Origin of the sequence: Desulfosporosinus youngiae DSM 17734, assembly GCF_000244895.1 — a bacterium.
GTDB classification, from domain to species: Bacteria; Bacillota; Desulfitobacteriia; order Desulfitobacteriales; family Desulfitobacteriaceae; genus Desulfosporosinus; species Desulfosporosinus youngiae.
This window is the reverse complement of the sequence record NZ_CM001441.1, coordinates 3,333,445-3,353,269: the sequence shown is the minus strand read 5'-3', so window position 1 is coordinate 3,353,269 and position 19,825 is coordinate 3,333,445. Positions and strand designations below refer to the sequence as shown.

Genomic DNA, 19,825 nt, shown 5'->3' with positions numbered 1-19,825 from the left:
CTATGGCAGATCCTTTATTACGGTAAAGCAAATTCGCCAGCGCTGGCGAATTTCAGGGCTGATCTATCTAAAAATGGCCTAAAACCGCTGCCTAACAGCCCCCAAAATTGCACAACAAAAACACCCCTGGACCCGTAAGCAGGGCAGCTTCGTCCACAGAAGCGAACCCATTGCATGGAGAGGCGGTAAAAGCCCACAAGACGGTGCGGGGAAACGGAGCCACGGGTTCACATCAGGTATTACCCTGAGGTTTGGCACGAAAGTGTCCGGTGGACAGTTTCGCCGAAGCGGCTATCTCCAAAGAATACTTATCCGCTGAAGGTAGCTCCCGCACCTGCGAGTGGGCGAGCCTCGGAGTGCTGCGGTGAGCGGATGTGGACGAAGCTGCCTGACCCCCGGGAGCGACCCCATTTTCATCCTCCGCTGGTGCCGCAACAGCGGCATGGGCGGCTACTCTGAAACCAGTCCACCTATAGTTCCATAATAGCGGCTTCATCTCTATCAAGTTTTTCCATACAAGCTTTCAGACGATTGCGCAGAATTGTATCACTAACTGCCTCCCGCATTTGACGCATAAGATCTATAGCTCGTCGAAAAACGCTGATGATGTCTCCTTCATCCAGGTTACATAACGCCTGGACTTCAGCGAATGTGCTGCCTTGACTCCAAGCATGGGTAATTCCAGCAACTCGGGGGTCGTATCTCACAGCATCCTGTCCGCAAATGCTTTGGATGTATTCTGCAATTTCTTTGACAGGGGTTGGATCAAAGACTGTCGTACGATGAAACATATCATTTTTCCTTGCTTCAAAGTCAATGCTGGAAATTAAAGCATTCAATTGATCGTCATCCAGCTGCTGGAAGACATCAGAGTAAATCAATTCTGTGACCAGGAGTTCTTGAACATAGATACGACTGGCACACGTACCACGAGGTAATAATTCATCATTTCGTAAATATCCTAGTTGACGCAGGTGATTCTTCTTGTATTCAAATTCTTGAAGAAAGGCATTTTCATCAGGAAGCGCATCCAGAGCATTTTGTAGTTCTTGCTGTTGATGTTTTAGTTTCGAATAGGTTTTACCTTGAGCATGGCAGTTTTCCTGGTGTTGAATGGAGCAGTTTTTGGGAGTTTGGGATAGGAGTTTTTCCCAAGCCCGAATTTTGCGAGCCATTTCTCGTCCATAGACGCGCGATTGCTTGCGGGGACCCAATGCTTTATAGGCCTTTTTAAGCTTTTCGAGCTCTTTGCGTTTGGGATGATGTTTTAAAGGACAGGTAAAGGAGCCAACCTCTTCGCAGAGATATTGGGTTTCTTCGAGTCTTTGCTGTATTTGGGCCAGTTCGGAATGTAGCCGCTCGGAACTTAAGTGGTAGCTATAGGCAGAAAAACTTTTTTGAAAGTAAGTTTCTATTTGAGTTTGAGTTAAAGTTGCAGTGAGATTCAGAACGGTATTGTAAGTCAGCCGAAATTGACTGGTAAGAGGTTCGAGCCGGTTTAGCTGGAATTTAGGGGGCGGACTTTTTTCCATATAGGCTAAATCAACGATGGCGAAGGAAAACCCTTTTTCATCAAGCCCCCGTCTTCCTGCCCGACCGGACATTTGGAAAAATTCATGATTGGCAAGGGGACGGAAATTCCGTCCGTCATATTTATTGAGAGAATCAAAACAGACTGCCTTAACCGGATAATTAATCCCGACACTAAAGGTTTCTGTACAGTAAAGGACTTTAATCAATCGTTCAAGAAAGAGTTCCTCGACGACAACCTTTTGAGAGGGAAGTAATCCGGCATGATGATAAGCGATCCCTTTGGAACACAAACGTTTGAGTTGACGTGTTGAGGATGACCAGTCAATTTCCTGACCAAAGATATGAATAAATTTCTCCTCGACGATTTTCCGTTCATGAGGTCTTAAATAATTAGCAATGCTTGCTAACTCCAGTGCTTTTAAGGCACATTGCTTTCTGCTGAAGACAAAGAAAAGTGCAGGAAGATGACTGCGCTGAATTGTGCGAATGAGGTCCAAGTGAGTTGTGGGGCCAAAGGGATTTTCGTCGTAGTTCCGGTCTTTGATTTTTCGACGATAATAACGCCAAAGCTGATCATAATTTACGAGGCCGGTGTCTTTAGTATAGTAAAAGTACTCAAGAGGAACAACTCGATTATGTTCTTCGATCAGAGCAACCTCTTCATGCCGAATGGATTCGATCCAATCCACTAAATGCCGGGCGTTTGCAATTGTGGCGCTTAACCCAAGAATTTTCATTTTAGGCGGAGCAAGAATGATCGACTCTTCCCATACTGTCCCGCGTTCCTCGTCGTTCAGCCAATGAATCTCGTCAAATACAATGTGGGAAACATACTCCAGGTTGGGATCTTCGGTAATAACTTGATTGCGAAAGACTTCTGTTGTCATAATAAGCAGGGGAGCGGTTGGGTTAAGGACAACATCCCCAGTCATTATTCCTACAGCATCTTCTCCAAACTGCTTTTTGAAGTCTCTGAATTTCTGGTTGCTGAGGGCCTTGATCGGTGCCGTGTAGATAACTCTTAAGTGCTCATTCATAGCCTTTTCTATTAAATAATCCGCAACAAGAGTTTTTCCTGTCCCGGTGGGTGCGGCAACAATGACGGATTTACCGGCATCGATTGCATCAAGTGCCTCTTCCTGGAAGGGATCCAGGATCATTTCGTGATATGTACGCTTAGACATAGTTGTCAGCTCGTTTCTGATATCATTTTACTAATTTTAACAAAGCAACGAATAATGGTCAAATTTAGCTCCGGCAGGTCTGAATTATCTCTCGAATCCATAGGATGAAACAAGAGACAAGGCTAGGGGGGATCAGATGTGTCTTCTATGAGATTAGATATTGAGAAGGCCATGGGGCTTAAGTTTCCGGAGCGAAATGGAGAAGTGATAGTACGGTTTGAGGAATCTATGGAGATTCCCCAATCAGCTGAAGCGCTTATGCGGGGATTATACCGCGATCCTGATCGGGTCCGTCAAGGCTTTAAACTTTTGCACCAAGAGACTGGTTCGATAATAGAACTTTTGATGCCTCGGCGATCCCGCTTGCGTGAATGGGCAGATTCCCTTCCGGAACGTCCCAGAGAAGCGGAATCCTTTTTAAAAGAAACGGCAGACCAGTTTCTTTTAAGAGAACAGCGTTTAATTCAGGCAGAGCGGGAGTTAGTAGGTCAATTACAAGAAAGCGGGTTGGATGATATTTACCCAATCCCACTTGCAGCCTTTGGAATATGTACTTATCGGGATCCCTGTGTTAAACTGTTTTTGAAACCTTTGGGACGTTTTGCAGAGCTATATGAGCTTAATCCGGATACATTGCGGCAAGCTGTACGGGTGCATTTTTTGTTCTTACTGCTCTTAGTTGCCGGGTTAGACTTGGATGGGCAAGTATATTCCAGGGGTGGTGAAGATAAGGTTATCCATTGGATAACGAGCATTTACACGCTGCGGTATTTGAAAAGCCAATCCACAGAATTGATTCATTGTTATCAAGAATGGCTCAATGCCTGGGGCGGCAAAATGCCCAGCCAAAGCATGCTCAACGATCGTGAGTGTGAAAAAACTCGTGCAGCTATGATATTTTGGCGCCGTCAGGCTAGTATAAGTTGGGAAGAATGCTGGCGTATTGTTTGTCAACTCGAACGGTCAAATAGTGCTGGTTCCATGATGTTTAATTAAGGCCATTCAGCAAGTTCATAGGGTTTGATAATTTCTAACCGATTGTCAACCAGCTTTATGATCCCTGATCGTTTCCAGCCATTAATAGCCCGGTTGACACATTCCCTTGATGTGCCGATCATACTGGCTAAATCACGATGTGTCAGAGAAGCGTCAACGAAAATCGGCTGCCCGGGAGTTGTAGCCGGTTGCGCCAGACGAAGGAAAAGTGCTGCAAGAATTCCGGTAGTAGATCGGTTGGTTAAGATTCGTATGAACTCTTGCGCAAGTCTTAAACGTCGGCTCAGCGTACGGATCAGTGCTACAGAGAGTGCAGGATTGGCTTCTAAAATTTGTGGCATTAGTTCATTGTTAAGGACTAACAGGGTGCTGTCTTTGAGTACCTCAGCTGTTGCGGGATATGAACCGGATTCAAGAAGAAGAACCTCAGCAAAACACTCATACGGACCACACCAGTCGAAAATTTGCTTTTCACCTGTCAAGGTTGATTTGCTTAGTTTTACTTGCCCGGAAAGGACAAAATATACAGATGAACCAATCTCGCCTTCGACAAATAGCAGCTGTCCGCGACGATAATGACGCTCTACTAAATGTGGAAGAAGAGGGGCAACATCATCAGAGCTTAAGGATGAAAACAGAGAAAATCGGAGAAGGTCTTCAGCGGTAAGCACTAATTGCACCTCGATTCTGAATTTGTTCCCTATAGAATTAGCTTCGTTGATATAATAATATTTTTAATGCCTCATTCTCACAATTCCATTAAATCTCATACACTAGAGAAAAGTGGTGAGGAGGCGTGGAATATGTTGGATATTGAATGGACTCCCGTTCGGATAATACCAACTATCAATGATGCATTTCGGATATTTGCCTTGTTTCTATTCGCAGTTCTCGCAGTAATTATCATAATTAATGCAGACTAATTGTACATTTTCGCTGGATTATTAAGGATTATCGAGTGGGTGAGAGGGATTTGTACTAACTTGCTGTGCCGCACGGACGACATCTGCCATAACTCGGGCTTGGTCCGGAAGGCCTTGGGCCTCACATTGCGTCATGATCTCTCCACGGCTTGAAACATAATATCGTGCTGGTAGGCGATTCAAAGCGAGTGCCATAATGTCGGCCTGACAGCGCTTGCATGTGCAACTTAGAATGTTGTCACGGAGGTAGGTTTCCAGTGCTTGTTGAACAACGACTTCCGTGTGGTTTTTAAGCTCATACATATATTCATCTCCTTAATAATTAGTCAAGTCAATAATAATAGTTCATCATCTAAAGAACAAGTACATATGATTACATTTTAGAAAAAATTTTAAAATAATAAAAGGTTAATTGTTAAGAAGTTTAGGATAGATTTGAGGGGATAATTTTTGTGCGGTTTGATTGCTAAAATGAACGTATTGGAGAGACGGATATGAAATGGGAATTTATCAAGGATATGCAAAGGATTTTTACATTATTGGATAGTATTGAAAAGCAAAGAAGTGAGCGTGATTATCCGATCATGTGGGAAAAAGTTCATGCGGTGAGCTGTGCTCAGATTGGCCGCATGCTTGCGGAAAAAAGAGGAGCGGATATTGAACAGGCTGGATTAGCATGTGCTTTACATGATATCGGCCGGTGGATCACGGGACGACAGCATGACCATGCGCCAAAAGGTGAAGACGCAGTAAGACGTTTCTTAGCCGAAAAACAAGGTACAGATGAAGAAAAAGAACAGATTGTCCAAGCGGTTATAAACCATTCTAAAAAGGATGAGATTGGAACGTTGCTTGAAGAAATTGTAAAAGATGCTGACATCTTAGATTGTCATTGGTACGGAGAAGGTATTATGAAACCATTTCATATAGCCAGACTGAAGAAGGCTTTAGCGGAACTGCAGATCCATAATCCTGAAGTGCTTAACAAGTAACAGAGTTAAGGTTGGACTCTAAATTAAGTTATCTACTTAGTTAGATTTCGATAAGGGATTTCAAAAGACTATGATTTTGTAGAAAATTTTGGTTGCTATTAGGCAGACCCTCTGCTATACTGACCCTGTGCTTGTTAATATTGGGGCCTAACTAAATTTAGAATCCATAATTCAGACCTTATTTGGTGCAAGGATGATAATTTGTGAGGATCCAACTCGTACAAGAACACCAAATAAGGAGGAGTTATCATGGCTCAAGACAAATATCTAACATGCCGGGATTGTGGTCAGGAATTTGTTTTTTCTGCAGGTGAACAGGATTTCTACGCTGAAAAAGGATTTGAAAACGAACCAACCCGCTGCCCTGCTTGTCGTCAGGCTCGTAAGCAACAATCAGGTGGCGGTCGCAGTAATTACGGCGGTTTTAGCCGTTCACCCCGTGAAATGTACCCGGCAGTCTGCGCAAGTTGCGGAGTACAAACGGAAGTTCCTTTCCAACCATCTGGAGAAAAACCCGTATACTGTCGGGATTGCTTCCAATCCATGCGCCGTTACTAAGAACGATTAAAAGAAGGCTAGGGGATACCCCCTAGCCTTCTTTAATACAATTATCGAAGTCTTTACAATATCATTCTACATCCAATCGTTAGACACCCACTTCCACAAGTGGGTATTCCATATTCAATTAATTGCACGAGGTTACTCCATGATCTCCAGATCATCCGGGCTTTTATCTTTAGCAAAAATCACGTCGTCTTTAATTTTCCCTCTGGTGTTAGTTAGAGGAGAGTTCTGAGAATCAGGTTTAGATGGCTGGGATTCGGCTTGGTTGGCAACCGGCCTTTTTTGAGATGGCATGGTATCTTCCTCCTTACGCATGGTTGGATATGGCGAAAAACATAGTATTTAAACTTATTTCTTAATATTATTAAGTATGATTATCTTGAAGAGGAATTATGTATAGTAGAGTCATCCTGCTATTAGGATTAGGGATATTATGTAATTCAGGAAGGTTATGGTAATATTATGTCTCGGATCATTCAAAAACTTATCCGTTTATTTATGGGTCTTTTTTTGTATGCTATAGGTATAGTATTGACGATAAATGCTAACCTCGGTCTATCCCCATGGGATGTCTTTCATCAAGGAATTACCTTTTTGTTTGGCATAACAATGGGGCAGGCAACCATAGCAGTGGGAATTCTTATAATAATCATCAGTTCAGTCCTGGGAGAACGGCTGGGATGGGGAACGTTATTCAATATGTTCTTTATTGGGTACTTTATGGATCTGATCATGCTCAATCACCTGATCCCAATCTCGAATAATGCCGTATCCGGCCTGATGATGATGTTTTTGGGAATGATTATTATAGGCATTGCTAGTTATTTCTATATTGGCGCAGGAATAGGTTCCGGCCCGCGGGATGGGTTAATGATTGCCTTGACCAAAAAGACTCACAAATCAGTTCGGTTCATCAGAAATTCCTTAGAAATCAACGCACTTTTAATAGGCTATCTATTAGGTGGGTACGCGGGGTTAGGAACCTTGATTATGTCAATAGCTTTGGGGTATATAATGCAGTTTGAATTTAAACTCCTCAAATTTGATATTAATAGTATCCAGCATAGGTTTATTGATGATGATGTAAGGCTTCTAAGGGAGAAGTTATACAACAAAGGTGAGACAAGGGGGCGGTCTTTTTGACATATTTCTGTCAAAACTTTATTAGATCAAAATCCCTGCAAATAATGTCAGAATCTTAAATTATATGGTATGATGGATGGGTGTTATATTAAGTAATACTGAGTTTTGAGAGTAAAGAAGGGAGCTTGTATCCATATGAGTAAGCCCCGTGAAGAAAAATATCACGCAATTTTAGATGCTGCCACGGAGGCTTTTGCATTATATGGCTATTTCACTTGCCAAGTCTCTAAAATTGCAAAATTAGCCGGCGTTGCTGATGGAACGATTTATTTGTATTTCAAGAATAAGGAAGATATTTTGGTAAGCCTTTTTTCAGATCGAATGGGAAAATTCATTCAGGAAATTCTTCATTCAGTTGTGCAGTATCAGACAACTCAAGAAAAATTATTATGTATAATTCGAACTCATTTCAGATATCTACAGGAAAATCGTTCTCTGGCCATAGTTACTCAGATTGAGCTTAGACAGTCCGACCCAAAAATCAGAGAGGCTATTTCCGGGCCTTTGCGAGACTACTTTCATTTGATAGAGCAGGTTCTCGCTGAAGGGATTGAGAGAGAAGAAATTGTCTTAGCGGACGTAAAAGTAGGCCGCCAGATGTTTTTCGGAACTCTGGATGCTGTGATCAGTGATTGGGTGAGTTCTAAGAAGCCACGTCCACTAGAGGGGATAGAAGACTTAGTTTTCGATCTAATGCGCGGAGCCTTTAGAATTAAAGAGTGATACTGTTCTATAATTCATACGAGAAAAACATAAAGCCTTTCACTTTATTTTATCAAAAAATGAAAGTGAAAGGCTCTATTTGTCAATGAACCAGTTTTGATGGCGGAGCCAAGGTATGTTTATGGTGCGGTTACTCGTTCTGATTTTGCCGTAGGGCGTTTTTTCATGAATAAGGCGGTAGTACCTGCTGCCAGGGGGAGAAAGAACAGTACGGAAATTGCCGTAGATAAACCATGCAGATCTGCTATGCGACCGATTAAAATGACCATCAGGCCTCCGATTCCTCCGGCAAACCCCATTGTCAATCCAGCTGCTAAAGACTTATTGTTAGGAATTGCTTCCTGTGCTGCAACAACGGTTACCGAAAAGCTGGACAATAGAGAAGCGCCTGCAAGGGCTAAGAAAACAACACTTAGAGTGCCCTGAGTGTGTGTGAAACCAAAAAATAGAGGGGTAGCCAAGACCAGTGAACTTACGATCAATAGTTTACGACCATAACGATCGGATATATATCCACCTAGAATTCCGCCGATTGCTCCGGAGAAGAGCATGATAAAGACCAAATGACTTGAAGCGATGGAAGAAAGATTTTGGGCATGAAAGTATAAAGGAAGGATGGTTAACAATCCGGTATAGGCTAAAGCACGAATTGCAATGACGCTGGTAATTGCCAGCAGTTCAGTGCGAGCATTTTTCAAAGAACGTAATACGTCAGTTAAGGTCGGGGGGGCTCCGCTAAGCACAGTATTTTTAGGGGCAAAGAAAAAGAGCAGCAAGGCGACGAGAATTCCGGGGATAACTGTGTAAACAGTGGCTCTAAGCCCATAGGTTTGAAATAAGGGAACGAGCAGAAGCGGGCTAAGTGCAAAACCCATATTTCCAAAAGCGATAAAAGCAGATAGGAGAACCGCTTTTCGGTTGCCGCTTACAGCAGTAATCATGGTTGATGCCTGAGGATGAAAAGCGGCAGTTCCAAGACCGGCTAAACCGGCCAGGAGTACCAGAAGAAAATAGTTACTGACAAGACCTGTCAAGCTGAGCATGATCGCCATCCATAGTGTGCCCACATGGACCAACCAACGTTTTCCCTGCCTGTCGAGGAAGTAGCCAAAGATTGGTTGGATGAAGGATGAACTTATAGTAAAAGCAGAAACTAAGATTGCTGCTCTAGTGGCACTTAGGGATGTGGCGGCTACAAGAAACGGGAGCATTTGCGGCAGATAGTTGCTGTACATGTCGTTTAGCATATGAGCCAAGGACAGTATGCCGATCGTTGAATACTCTATAGGTTGCTTAGGATTCATGAAGGAGGCTCCTTTCGGATAATACGGAAATCATTTTTGCATTAAACGACCATAATGCTCAAGAAAGTAGTTAAAGTTGGCTTGACGTTGAGTAATGTCTTTAGCGTAATCATGGAGTGCCATCCGCCCTTGGGGCGTGATAGAATACCATTTGCGAGGAGCACCGGTCTTTGGAGCTATCCAACTCGATTTCACCCAACTCTTGTCTTCCATTTCTTGAAGAGCACGATAAACACTGGGGCTATCTGTTAAGCAAAAGGGCAAATCTGCCTGTAAGCGTGAGAGAATCTGGGCACCGTAAGCAGATTCCGACTCTTCTAAAAGGAGAAGAATAAAGGCATTCGTATGACGGCTTTGTTTAGATCGATTCAATGGTTTCCTCCTCGCTATACTGTTTTTTGCAGTGTACTGTTTTTTACACTATATTGCCGTGGCCGCATAATGTCAACAACCTTTAATCTATTGCAAAGGTAGAATTGTTTAGTCTCTGGACAAGATGTTAATGTAGGGGTAGTATTTAAGAAACTGTTAATACTATTTAAAAGAACTCGTTGAAACCATTAAAAACCGTTAGATAGGGAGATTAGGATGGATTTTGCAGGGAAAGATAAAGCAACTTATGTAAAAGAGACGTTTAATGCAATAGCAGCGCGTTATGACTTAATGAATAGTTTAATGAGTCTGGGAATGGATAAGCGATGGCGGCGCCTGGCGGTTAAGGAAGTCGGTGCAAAGCCTGGCATGCATATTCTTGATGTTTGCTGTGGGACAGGCCAGCTTTCTATGGAATTAGGAAGGGCAGTCGCTCCTGAAGGAAGCGTGACAGGTTTGGACTTTTCGCAAAAAATGTTGGAGGTTGCCGAGAAATCATTGCTTCAAACCTCGAATCCCGGACATATTCGATTTATTCAAGGAAATGCCATGGAACTTCCTTTTTCGGATAATTCCTTTGACGGTGTGACTGTGGGGTGGGGATTGAGAAATCTGCCGGATTTGCGTCAGGGTTTACGGGAAATGGTAAGGAATGTTAAGCCGGGAGGAAAAGTCGTATCACTGGATATGGCTAAACCATCACTTTTCGGTTTTAAACAAGCCTATTGGTTATATTTCGAAAAGCTTATTCCCTTAATGGGTAAAGTATGGGCCAAGAAGGCTAGTGCCTATCAATATCTTCATGACTCAGCCCGAGAGTTTCCGGCTCAGGAAGAATTAGTCAAACTATTTGCGGAATGTGGACTCCAGGATGCTCATTTTACGAATTTGGCCGGTGGTGTTGTAGCCATCGTTTCAGGAACAAAACCACGTGATTAGCCGCAGCGAATAATACTTCCGCTTTTCAAGTGGGGGTTTTATTTAATTTGCATGATTCGAAGCAAAGGAGTTCATACTATCCTTGTTATATGAAATAATTAACGTTTAAAGGAAGGGATAAGTATGAAAGTTCGTGACGTTATGACTCAGCAGGTTGATTGGGTTGCTCCAACTGCTTCAATAGCAGAAATCGCGCGGTTAATGAAGAACAAAGATGTCGGTTCAATCCCTATTTGTGAAGACAAAAAGGTTATTGGAATGATCACAGACAGAGATATCGTTTTAAAAGTTATCGCAGATGGTTTAAACTGGGAAAGCAAAACGGCTAAAGATATTATGAATTCCCAGGTTATCACAGTAACGGCTGATCAGGATGTTCATGAGGCTGCTCATTTAATGTCAGAGTACCAAATCCGCAGATTGCCGGTCGTGGAACAGGGCAAACTAGTTGGTATTGTAGCCTTAGGAGATTTGGCGATTGAAAAGATTCATATTAATGAAGCCGGTGATGCACTAAGCGATATTTCGCAAGGGGCCCGTCATTAAATTTACCGGCAGTGACTTGGCAGGATATAGGTTGAACTGGTAAAATAATAGCGTTGTGAGAAAATCACAACGCTATTATCTGTTATGAGAGTTTTGTGATAGACTTATGAGAAATAACGACAATATTACTAAGAGAAGGATGTGCTTGCTGTGACGTTAAATGTTGGAATAAAAGGACAGGCGCAAACGACCGTCACTGTCTCAAATACGGCCAAGGCCATGGGCAGTGGACAACTTGAAGTTTTCGCGACGCCTGCAATGGTAGCGCTTATGGAACAAGCTGCTGTGAATGCTTTAGAATTACCGCAAGGTCAATCTAGTGTAGGGACTTCAATAACTATAAAACATACCGCGGCTACGCCTCTGGGTGCTAAAGTCTTCGCAACGGCAGAACTACTTGAAATAGACCGCCGCCGGCTAGTTTTTCAGGTAGAAGCATGCGATGAAGCCGGGCAGATCGGTATAGGAAATCATGAGCGTTTTATCATCGATATTGAACCTTTCCTTGCTAAAACCCAAAATCGTAAACAGGAGTCTTAGGCGTGGAAGGGTTTAATACACTCTCTGGGATTATAACCGGAGAACAAGTGATTGATAAATCTCGCTTTATTTGTATTGGCATTCCCCTCTCATCCCTGGAGGAAATTGAAAAGGCTATGCTGAAGATTCGCGATGACTATCCCAATGCCCGTCATTATGTTTACGCATACCGACTGCACAATGGATTTATTGAGAAATCCTCCGATGACGGTGAACCTCAAGGGACGGGTGGCCGCCCGATTATGGATATTCTACAACATCGGAATATTTGGAACGTTTTAGTAGTGGTTGTAAGATATTTTGGCGGTATCCTTTTAGGAACGGGGGGACTATCCAGAGCGTATGGCGGGACTGCCCGGCAAGTTATTAATGAGACAGAATTAAAAACGTTAACTCTTTATCAGATCTATGCCCTTCGTGTGCCCTATCAATGGTACGAAACGCTTAAATATCAATTTGACCAACATACTTGGATCATTCAAGAAGAAGATTTCAGTGATGTGATTAAGCTTACTGTTCATGTCCCTGAACAAGAAACCGGTTTATTCGAAAAATGGATCAATGACTTCACCAGAAAACAAGTTCAATTTGAGGCGCTGGGGGTTGTCTGGAGGTAGTCCATTTAGTCAGAAAAGTCTCCCGATTTAGAATAATAAAACTTTAAGAAAGTGAACACAATCACTTTCTTTTTTTATATATATCTGGTAATATTAATGATGAGTATCAGAACAATTAATGATTGTACAGCAAATAATGATCAGCGAAGAATGTGCAAGTTATTCTCGTAAAAAAAATGAATGAAGGGAGTTGTTTCTATGTTAGCTTTCATTCCGGCTCTAATTATCGGAGGATTTCTTGGGGGATGCGCAGTGGTTATTACAGCTTCATGTTTACAGCTTGTTAAATTAACGGTCAATTTACCCAAAAACGGCAGATCGATTCGCAGAGCAATTGAAGCCTAGTCTTTGTTTAAATGGCAGGTCGTAAAAACACCCCTTCATTATTTTGAAGGGGTGTTTTAGGCATTCCTGTTACTTATAGATACTTTGATTACGTCCTGTTGTTTTGGCCTGGTAAAGAGCCTGATCTGCTCTTGAAATCACAATAGAGGGTGAATCGGAGGGATGCCAAAGAGTCACTCCGATACTTATAGTGACAGATACATAACTGTCCGTCGCTGGGTTCAGTACTTGGGTTTTTTCCACAACTTGCCGTATTTTTTCACTGATAAATAATACGATTTTTTCAGTAGCTTCCGGGATAAGAATGACAAATTCTTCCCCTCCATATCGGGCAATGAGGTCTTCTTCTCTTAAATTATTGCGAAGCTCCCGGACAATCGTTTTAAGGACGGTGTCCCCAAATTGATGTCCATAACGATCGTTAAAGTGTTTGAAATTGTCAACATCAATCATAAGTAAGCCAAAGGTTACTGACCGCTTATGACGTTGGCAGAGGGATATGTATTCGCGCAAACGCTTTTGGAAGTAACGATGATTATAGACACCCGTTAATCCATCCGTGATTGATTCGCGTTCTACTATAGCGTAAAGAAGGGCGTTTTCCAACGCTGAAGTGGCGTGACCGGCTACAGTTTCTAAGAATCTCATTTGTTCAGGAGTGATTTCCGGCTGGCGAATAGAGTGAATGTTAATGGTACCTGTTTTGTGTTGGGCATTCTGAAGAGGCAGACAACAGATCCATTCCCAATTTTGTGTTCTATTTCCGGGTGGACAATAATAGGTCACACCGTTTGATAATACTTGAGAAAGAAAAGACAAATCAAGATTTGAAGGTATCTGAGGTGAGATGGTGCGTGAGTCGAAGACTCCTATAACCTCAAACGTTTGGGTTTTCTCATTGAAAAGGCAAACGCTTGCTTGATCAATACTAATTAGGCAGGCAATGGCGCTTATAATATTGGTGGCTATTACCTTTGGATCAAGAGAAGCATTAAGAGCACGTGCAATGTCTAAAAGAACGTTTGTCTGTAAACGTATTTCCTCTAATTGGTTTTCTAATACTTTTATTCTTTGCAGTAATTTGGAAGTGTCTTCTGGATCAGTTTTGTGATCACTTGACATACCTATGCCCCCTATAACCCATTCTTAAAACATTATATTATTCTCTATTCAGATTAAATAATCCTTTCCAACTTTTATTTTTTCTAAAAAAGCTTATTAATAATACCCTAAAAATGCAAATCAGAGGAGACAGAAGAAGGAGAAACAGGAGTTCTGTCGAATTTTTAAATACAGAATGGCCAAGATAAAGGGGGACCTATTCTGATATATGAAGTAACCGTAATTTTAGGGAGCATACCATTTTTTGTGTTTTTTATACAGAAAGCTAAGGCATTTGGAATATCCCGCATGAGGGCGTTTTCGGTCACTTTTTTAGTAATGGGTGCGGTCTTGATGTTTCCAAGGGCTCTTCGATTAGGTTGGGCACTTTGGTGGTTTTTGTCAGTGATGATTATGGTTATCTGTGGTAGTATATTATGGTCAAGAAAGCAACTGGCGGAAGAGCTAGGCCAAGCAGAGGAGATAGGCCGCGCAGAAGAGCTAGGCCAAGCAGAAGTGATAGGTCAGGAAGAGGCGATAGGTCAGGAAGAAGAGCTAGGCCAAGCAGAAGAGCTAGGCCAAGCAGAAGTGATAGGCCAAGAAGAAGAGATAGACCAAGCAGAAGAGATAGGCCGAGCAGAAGTGATAGACCAAGTAGAAGAGATAGGCCAGGAAGAAGAGATAAGCCAGGCAGAAGCAATAGAGGAAGTAGATACTATGCCCTCAGAAGCTGTTGTTGAAGCAAAACCGCTAGTTGAAGAAGACTATCCGGTGGATAATAATGTCTCGATAGAGATCATTGAACGATCCGAAGGTTCCCTAACCATTGAGGAACTTATCGATATGGGATTTGACGAAAAAAGTTCAGGGAATTTCCAACAAGCAGCTTATTATTTTTCCCGGGCTTTAGCTCAAAAACCAGTGCCTGATTTAGCCTTTTATTTAATCATTGATTACTACTGGCTGCTGAATAATCTGGAGGAGCGTGATTATGCATTAACTGAGTTAAAGGTACATATTCAGAATTATTTACCTCAATTTAATCCAGAACTGCGAAATCGCTTTGACGCCTGGATGACCAAGGAAACTATCACAAGTATTTCTTAATTGAATAGGAGGCGTTAGCCATGAAGCCGACAAACGAAATTATTGGTTTACGAGTTATTAGTATCTCAGATGGGACACAAGTTGGGGTTATAAAGGATCTGGTTCTTAATCAGCAGAGTAAATCTCTGGATTTTTTGATTATTGATCAGCCATCTGATTATTTTGGAGCAAAAGTTATCCCCTATTCGGATATTTTGGGCCTTGGGGAGTTTGCAATTACGATCCCCCATCAGCAGGTAATTCAAGATGTTGCTCAAAATACCGAGGTGCAACATCTCCTAAAGCAAGATATCCGCGTAATAGGAACTAGAGTTTTGACTAAAAAGGGTCAACTTATTGGAGAAGTAAAAGAGATCATTATTGATGAAGAGACGGGTCTTATTGCATCGTGTCTTTTTGAATCAGAGGGACAGATGAAGGAAATTGATAAAGACAAAATCATTACCTTAGGTAAAGAATTACTGATCATTGAAGGGGAACCTTCGCCTACAAATCATGAGAGCCTAGAATTCAGCAATGAACCACTAATTCAAGCTGAATCTCAAATTCAGACCTTAGACAACGTTGAGGATATTGCTGAAACGGCAGAATCTGCTGCGGAAAAAGAAGCTGATTTTAACTTGTTTGAGCAGCGCCAACTCCAATATTTCATTGGCAAAAAGGTTGATAAGGACATTGTCTTGGACAATAATGATATTTTACATGCTGGTGAAAGTATTACACCTGAAATGGTTGCAAATATTACGACCAGAAGCACATTAATGGAAGTAACTTCTCATTTGCGAAAAAGCTGAGAAGGTTAATGTGATTTATGATAAAAACTAAGTTGTTTATCCTAGCCTTATTGTTTCAATTATGCTTCACATTAGGGTTAGGAACGGTCGTTTCATATGGTAATACGCGTGACAGAGCACCATCCGGTTTAATGGTCTGGGGCGAGGATCTGACTGGACTCAATAGAGCCCAAGTATCTGCTCTAATAAGAGAAAAATTACCGACGGCTGTTACGTATGAAGGACAAGTTTATCCCTTAAAGTGGGATAAAACTTATGCGGAGATTGAATTATGGCTGGATCGAGTCTATCCTGTCACCACGGGTTCTTGGTTTGAGGATGTCCTTCAAAATCTCGCCCGGCCTTCTGACGTCACCTCATTTGGCAGTATTTCCTTAAACCAAGCTGAAATCTTTGAACAGCTGCAAGCATTTAGTTTGAAGATCAATCAACCTGTACGTTCAGCAACCATCAGCTTTGCAGATGGTCAGTTAAAAAAGTCCGATGGGGCAGCAGGGAAGGAATTGGATATTGAAGCGACCTGGCTGAAGATTTCCCAGGAGCCCCAACAAAAGCAGGTAGAAGCTAGTGTAAATGTTATTCCCGCTAAGCCAAGCACGTCTGATATCAATAAAATTGTTAATAATTTGGGAGATTACACTACATATTTTAATCCCCTGGATAAGCTGCGAACGAATAATGTTCGTTTGGCCGCTTTGGCCTTGAATAACCGTTTGATTCCGCCGGGAGACGTGTTTTCTTTCAATGAGGTAGTGGGAGAACGTACGGAAGCTTCTGGTTATTCCCCCTCAGTTGTTTTTGTAAATCAGTCGATGATCAAAGATATTGGAGGAGGGATTTGCCAAGACTCAAGTACTCTCTATCAAGCGGTCCTCCAAGCTAATCTAGCTATTGAAGAAAGGCACAGCCATTCTTTGGCGGTATCTTATGTTCGGAGAGGACAAGATGCCACAGTGGCCTATGGAATTCTTGATTTTCGCTTTCGCAATAATACAAAGGGATATTTATTAATAAGTGCACGAATTGGACCAAACTGGCTTAGAATACGATTATTTGGAGTAGCGGATGAAAAACATCCTGAGCTTCGGAAGCCGGAAGGTTATCCTATTGGCCCGGAATCCTGGGATAAAGATCCTAAATAGGTCTTATAAAGTATTTATTCAAAAGAATTGACTCGCGGACAGGGGGTTAGCGCCCTATTCGCGAGTCAATCTGGTTTTTCAGCAGTATTACAGTTTAATCCCGGATTGTTACAAGAACTGAAAAATAAGTTTGGCGGCCACTAGGATAGACATTATAACAAAAAGAGGCCTTACAAGCTCCGGACCATGATGAATGGCAAGCCTGGTACCCGCATAAGAGCCTAAAATCATGAATAGAGCCATAGGGATTCCAATAGAGTAAAGAATCTTCCCATTCCAGGCAAAGAAAATAAGAGAAGAAATATTGCTTGAGAAATTTAATACTTTAGAATTTGCGGAAGAGGAAACAAAGTCGAAGCCAAAGAGTGTGATGAATGAGAAAATCAGGAAGGACCCAGTTCCCGGTCCAAAAAATCCATCATAAAATCCTAAGAACATGGCCAATAAACATCCCATAACTATTTTCGATGAGCTGAGGCCTTTGAAGTTATTTTCCATCCCTAAGTTTTTACGGACAAGAGTGTATATTCCTACAAAAAGAATCAAGAATAAGACCGCTTTGTTTAAAAAATCCGAACTAACACCAAGTACGGCCCAAGCACCCAGGAAGGCGCCAAGCAAAGAAAAGGGAATCTGCCACTTAACCAGAGGAAAGTGCACTTTACCAGACCGGGCGAAGGTGATAGAACTATTCAAAGAAGCCAGCGATGCAGCAAATTTATTAGTACCCAGTGCAAAATGAGGGGGCAGCCCGACCATCAGCAAGGCCGGCAGACTGATAAGCCCGCCTCCTCCGGCAATAGCATCGACCATCGCAGCAATAAAGCCAAAGGTACATATTATGATTAGATCAAGAGACATAGTTTTACCTCACATTCAACATCCCTTTATAGTATACTCCTTGAAAGCAGCTTGAGTATATACTTGTTATAAAACCCAGACTGGGAAAAACGCTGAAAATAGTGTAGGATTATAGTGCAGGGTGTTGAAAATGATGCTTCAACAGGAAGGAGCAACTATCTAAGTGCGGCAAGTAAGTGTGAATTCGTTAACAATGGGAGATGTATTGGGTAAAACCATTTTCTCTAGTTCAGGCAGAATCCTGCTAGGGAAAGGAGTTAAACTTACTCCATTGTATATAGCGAAATTAAAAGATATGGGAATTTCTATTCTCTACATTGAAGATGATCGTTTTGACGATGTGATAGTTGAAGATGTTATTAGCGAAGAGCATCGTCGTGAGGCCATGGAGATTCTGGAGAAAAGCACAAGGTCTGTTCGATTAGGCAAAGATCTTGATGGTTTTGACTTGAAAAAGATTATCAACAAAATTGTCGAGGAGATCTTATTTAAAAAGGATATACTAGTCAACATGATGGAGATGCGCAGCTTAGACAACCAAATCTTTGCCCACTCTGTTAATGTGTGTGTTCTCTCAACCATTTTAGGGAAGGCCATGCTATTAGACCGCGAAAAGCTTGAAAATTTGGCCATTGGTGCCATACTCCATGATATTGGCAAGGTACATCTCGACCCTAAGCTATTAGCAAACGATGATTTGACGGCTGAAGAAGCTGAGCTCCTCAAAACACACACAACCCTTGGTTTTGAGGAGCTCAGAAAGCGAAAAGATCTTAATTTGGTTATCGCCCATATTGCCTTTCAACATCATGAACATATAAATGGTACCGGCTATCCCAGACGTCTGAAAGAAGGGGAAATTCACCCTTTGGCGCAGATTGTAGCGATTGCCAATCTCTATGATAAGATGACATCCGAGCAAAGCAGTGGAAAGAGAATCATGCCCCATGAAGCTTGTGAAATTTTAATGGGACTGGCCGGTGTGCTCTACCCCTTAGAAATGGTCCGGGTATTCCTCAAAAGTATTGCTGCGTATCCGACCGGGATCACGGTCAAATTAAATACAGGTGAAATCGGGGTTGTTGTGGATCAGAATTTAAGCATGCCGGCAAGGCCGATCGTCCGGGTTTTTGATGGGTCAGAATTTGGATCAAATGGGATGAAAGAGTATAATATGGTGGAAAAACGAACGATCTTTATTCAGGAAGTCTTAAGCTAGACAGCGGAGGTAAGATAATGACAAAGATTGGTTCTAATGAGCCAGTTTCACAGTTTATTTGTGATGCTTTACAAGAGAGATTCCCGGATGCTCACTGTGAGTTGGAGTACAACACCCCTTTTGAGCTATTGGTAGCTACGATTTTATCCGCTCAATGCACCGACGAAAGAGTGAATCTGGTTACTGCGTCCCTATTTGCGGAAGCAAATACTCCCCAATCGATCCTTAATTTAGGGCAAACCGCACTTGAGAGTAAGATTCGTTCCTTGGGTCTCTTTCATAATAAAGCTAAAAATATACTTGCGGCCTGCAAAGTGCTCGTTGAGAAATTTAATGGAGAAGTACCTGCGGATTTAGAATTATTAAGGAGTCTCCCGGGTGTCGGACGCAAAACTGCCAATGTCGTTGTCAGTAACGCCTTTGGAATTCCGGCAATTGCTGTCGATACCCACGTTTTTCGAGTTGCCCACCGCTTAGGCATAGCCCGCGGGAAAACCCCGGAGAAGGTTGAAGAAGAATTGATGAAGATTTTCCCAAGAGAACGTTGGTCCCTGGTCCATCATCTTTTGATCTTTCATGGAAGGCGAATTTGCAGTGCCCGGAAGCCTGCTTGTGAGGAATGCCCTGTTAATCAGGTTTGTAAGTTCTATTCTGAACAAAGGCCCTAAAGATATGCAGAAGAATCCCTAAGCCCACAAGCAGGGCAGCTTCGTCCACAGAAGCGAACCCATTGCATGGAGAGGCGGTAAAAGCCCATAAGCCGGTGCGGGGATACGGAGCCAGGGGTTCACATCAGGTATTACCCGGAGGTTTGGCGAAGTCCCGCACCGGCGGGTGGGCGAGCCTCGGAATGCTGCGGTAAGCGGATGTGGGCGAAGCT

Annotated in this window: 25 protein-coding genes; 16 read left to right on the top strand and 9 right to left on the bottom strand. The window is 42.4% G+C overall.

Annotated features, from left to right (window positions below):
- Positions 1-232: 232 nt before the first annotated feature.
- Both DESYODRAFT_RS28285 and DESYODRAFT_RS15600 read right to left on the bottom strand, forming a co-directional pair.
- On the bottom strand, positions 233-496 hold the full coding sequence (locus tag DESYODRAFT_RS28285) for a hypothetical protein (RefSeq protein ID WP_042338668.1): 264 nt from the start codon (positions 494-496) through the stop codon (positions 233-235).
- Entirely contained in the window at positions 471-2,717 is a 2,247-nt protein-coding gene (locus DESYODRAFT_RS15600; RefSeq protein ID WP_007784577.1) for a DEAD/DEAH box helicase, read from the bottom strand. Before DESYODRAFT_RS15600 ends, DESYODRAFT_RS28285 begins: the two co-directional genes overlap by 26 nt.
- 138 nt (positions 2,718-2,855) lie before the next feature.
- On the opposite strand from DESYODRAFT_RS15600, the gene DESYODRAFT_RS15595 reads away from it, so the two are divergent.
- On the top strand, positions 2,856-3,713 hold the full coding sequence (locus DESYODRAFT_RS15595) for a hypothetical protein (RefSeq protein ID WP_007784575.1): 858 nt from the start codon (positions 2,856-2,858) through the stop codon (positions 3,711-3,713).
- Here the strand turns inward: DESYODRAFT_RS15595 and DESYODRAFT_RS15590 are convergent.
- Positions 3,710-4,384, bottom strand: a complete 675-nt coding sequence (locus DESYODRAFT_RS15590) for a Crp/Fnr family transcriptional regulator (protein ID WP_007784573.1) — start codon at positions 4,382-4,384, stop codon at positions 3,710-3,712. The two genes, DESYODRAFT_RS15595 and DESYODRAFT_RS15590, sit on opposite strands and share 4 nt — an antisense overlap.
- Before the next feature lie 273 nt (positions 4,385-4,657).
- A complete protein-coding gene (locus DESYODRAFT_RS15585; RefSeq protein ID WP_007784570.1) occupies positions 4,658-4,939 on the bottom strand; it encodes a late competence development ComFB family protein in 282 nt (93 codons plus the stop codon).
- 191 nt (positions 4,940-5,130) lie between these two features.
- On the opposite strand from DESYODRAFT_RS15585, the gene DESYODRAFT_RS15580 reads away from it, so the two are divergent.
- Together DESYODRAFT_RS15580 and DESYODRAFT_RS15575 are read left to right on the top strand one after the other, a co-directional pair.
- Complete coding sequence (locus tag DESYODRAFT_RS15580; RefSeq protein WP_007784569.1) at positions 5,131-5,628, top strand: HD domain-containing protein; 498 nt, start codon at positions 5,131-5,133, stop codon at positions 5,626-5,628.
- A 249-nt stretch (positions 5,629-5,877) separates the two neighbouring features.
- Positions 5,878-6,186: a zinc-ribbon domain containing protein gene (locus DESYODRAFT_RS15575; RefSeq protein ID WP_007784567.1), complete on the top strand. Its 309-nt coding sequence runs from the start codon at positions 5,878-5,880 to the stop codon at positions 6,184-6,186.
- 141 nt (positions 6,187-6,327) lie between these two features.
- On the opposite strand, the gene DESYODRAFT_RS28280 is transcribed toward DESYODRAFT_RS15575, so the two are convergent.
- Complete coding sequence (locus tag DESYODRAFT_RS28280; protein ID WP_007784565.1) at positions 6,328-6,486, bottom strand: hypothetical protein; 159 nt, start codon at positions 6,484-6,486, stop codon at positions 6,328-6,330.
- A 168-nt stretch (positions 6,487-6,654) separates the two neighbouring features.
- Between DESYODRAFT_RS28280 and DESYODRAFT_RS15570 the strand changes: the two genes are divergently transcribed.
- Positions 6,655-7,335, top strand: coding sequence for a YczE/YyaS/YitT family protein (locus DESYODRAFT_RS15570; RefSeq protein WP_007784564.1), 681 nt, complete (start codon positions 6,655-6,657; stop codon positions 7,333-7,335).
- Between the two features lie 135 nt (positions 7,336-7,470).
- Positions 7,471-8,058 carry a fatty acid metabolism transcriptional regulator FadR gene (fadR, locus tag DESYODRAFT_RS15565; RefSeq protein WP_007784562.1) on the top strand — a complete coding sequence of 196 codons (588 nt, stop codon included), beginning with the start codon at positions 7,471-7,473 and terminating at the stop codon, positions 8,056-8,058.
- 119 nt (positions 8,059-8,177) lie between these two features.
- On the opposite strand, the gene DESYODRAFT_RS15560 is transcribed toward fadR, so the two are convergent.
- Positions 8,178-9,362: an MFS transporter gene (locus tag DESYODRAFT_RS15560; RefSeq protein WP_007784560.1), complete on the bottom strand. Its 1,185-nt coding sequence runs from the start codon at positions 9,360-9,362 to the stop codon at positions 8,178-8,180.
- A gap of 30 nt (positions 9,363-9,392) precedes the next feature.
- Positions 9,393-9,734, bottom strand: coding sequence for a PadR family transcriptional regulator (locus DESYODRAFT_RS15555; RefSeq protein WP_007784559.1), 342 nt, complete (start codon positions 9,732-9,734; stop codon positions 9,393-9,395).
- Positions 9,735-9,950: 216 nt separating this feature from the next.
- On the opposite strand from DESYODRAFT_RS15555, the gene DESYODRAFT_RS15550 reads away from it, so the two are divergent.
- From DESYODRAFT_RS15550 to DESYODRAFT_RS28745, 5 genes are all read left to right on the top strand, one after another.
- Positions 9,951-10,673: a demethylmenaquinone methyltransferase gene (locus DESYODRAFT_RS15550; protein ID WP_007784558.1), complete on the top strand. Its 723-nt coding sequence runs from the start codon at positions 9,951-9,953 to the stop codon at positions 10,671-10,673.
- Positions 10,674-10,796: 123 nt separating this feature from the next.
- The gene (locus DESYODRAFT_RS15545; RefSeq protein WP_007784556.1) at positions 10,797-11,219 is read left to right on the top strand and encodes a CBS domain-containing protein; all 423 of its coding nucleotides are present in this window, start codon (positions 10,797-10,799) and stop codon (positions 11,217-11,219) included.
- Positions 11,220-11,369: 150 nt separating this feature from the next.
- The gene (locus DESYODRAFT_RS15540) at positions 11,370-11,759 is read left to right on the top strand and encodes a thioesterase family protein (RefSeq protein WP_007784554.1); all 390 of its coding nucleotides are present in this window, start codon (positions 11,370-11,372) and stop codon (positions 11,757-11,759) included.
- A gap of 2 nt (positions 11,760-11,761) precedes the next feature.
- The gene (locus DESYODRAFT_RS15535) at positions 11,762-12,376 is read left to right on the top strand and encodes a YigZ family protein (protein ID WP_007784552.1); all 615 of its coding nucleotides are present in this window, start codon (positions 11,762-11,764) and stop codon (positions 12,374-12,376) included.
- A gap of 198 nt (positions 12,377-12,574) precedes the next feature.
- On the top strand, positions 12,575-12,721 hold the full coding sequence (locus DESYODRAFT_RS28745) for a hypothetical protein (protein ID WP_007784551.1): 147 nt from the start codon (positions 12,575-12,577) through the stop codon (positions 12,719-12,721).
- A 69-nt stretch (positions 12,722-12,790) separates the two neighbouring features.
- On the opposite strand, the gene DESYODRAFT_RS15530 is transcribed toward DESYODRAFT_RS28745, so the two are convergent.
- Positions 12,791-13,843 (bottom strand): sensor domain-containing diguanylate cyclase, encoded by a 1,053-nt coding sequence (locus tag DESYODRAFT_RS15530; protein ID WP_007784550.1) that lies wholly within the window; start codon positions 13,841-13,843, stop codon positions 12,791-12,793.
- 384 nt (positions 13,844-14,227) lie between these two features.
- Here DESYODRAFT_RS15530 and DESYODRAFT_RS15525 point away from each other — a divergent pair, with 384 nt between their 5' ends.
- Genes DESYODRAFT_RS15525 through DESYODRAFT_RS15515 form a run of 3 tightly spaced genes read left to right on the top strand, consistent with a single transcriptional unit; the run spans position 14,228 to position 16,865 of the window.
- Entirely contained in the window at positions 14,228-14,929 is a 702-nt protein-coding gene (locus DESYODRAFT_RS15525) for a hypothetical protein (protein ID WP_042338663.1), read from the top strand.
- A gap of 20 nt (positions 14,930-14,949) precedes the next feature.
- Positions 14,950-15,723, top strand: coding sequence for a PRC-barrel domain-containing protein (locus DESYODRAFT_RS15520; RefSeq protein WP_007784547.1), 774 nt, complete (start codon positions 14,950-14,952; stop codon positions 15,721-15,723).
- Positions 15,724-15,740: 17 nt separating this feature from the next.
- Positions 15,741-16,865, top strand: coding sequence for a VanW family protein (locus DESYODRAFT_RS15515; protein ID WP_007784545.1), 1,125 nt, complete (start codon positions 15,741-15,743; stop codon positions 16,863-16,865).
- Positions 16,866-16,973: 108 nt separating this feature from the next.
- Here DESYODRAFT_RS15515 and DESYODRAFT_RS15510 read toward each other — a convergent pair whose 3' ends face one another.
- On the bottom strand, positions 16,974-17,726 hold the full coding sequence (locus DESYODRAFT_RS15510; protein ID WP_007784543.1) for a TSUP family transporter: 753 nt from the start codon (positions 17,724-17,726) through the stop codon (positions 16,974-16,976).
- A gap of 163 nt (positions 17,727-17,889) precedes the next feature.
- On the opposite strand from DESYODRAFT_RS15510, the gene DESYODRAFT_RS15505 reads away from it, so the two are divergent.
- The 3 genes from DESYODRAFT_RS15505 to DESYODRAFT_RS29590 all read left to right on the top strand — a co-directional run bounded on the left by DESYODRAFT_RS15505 (position 17,890) and on the right by DESYODRAFT_RS29590 (position 19,807).
- Positions 17,890-18,945 carry an HD-GYP domain-containing protein gene (locus DESYODRAFT_RS15505; protein WP_007784542.1) on the top strand — a complete coding sequence of 352 codons (1,056 nt, stop codon included), beginning with the start codon at positions 17,890-17,892 and terminating at the stop codon, positions 18,943-18,945.
- Between the two features lie 17 nt (positions 18,946-18,962).
- Positions 18,963-19,613: an endonuclease III gene (gene nth / locus DESYODRAFT_RS15500; RefSeq protein WP_007784541.1), complete on the top strand. Its 651-nt coding sequence runs from the start codon at positions 18,963-18,965 to the stop codon at positions 19,611-19,613.
- 62 nt (positions 19,614-19,675) lie between these two features.
- Positions 19,676-19,807, top strand: coding sequence for a hypothetical protein (locus tag DESYODRAFT_RS29590; RefSeq protein ID WP_282433033.1), 132 nt, complete (start codon positions 19,676-19,678; stop codon positions 19,805-19,807).
- Positions 19,808-19,825 lie beyond the last annotated feature (18 nt).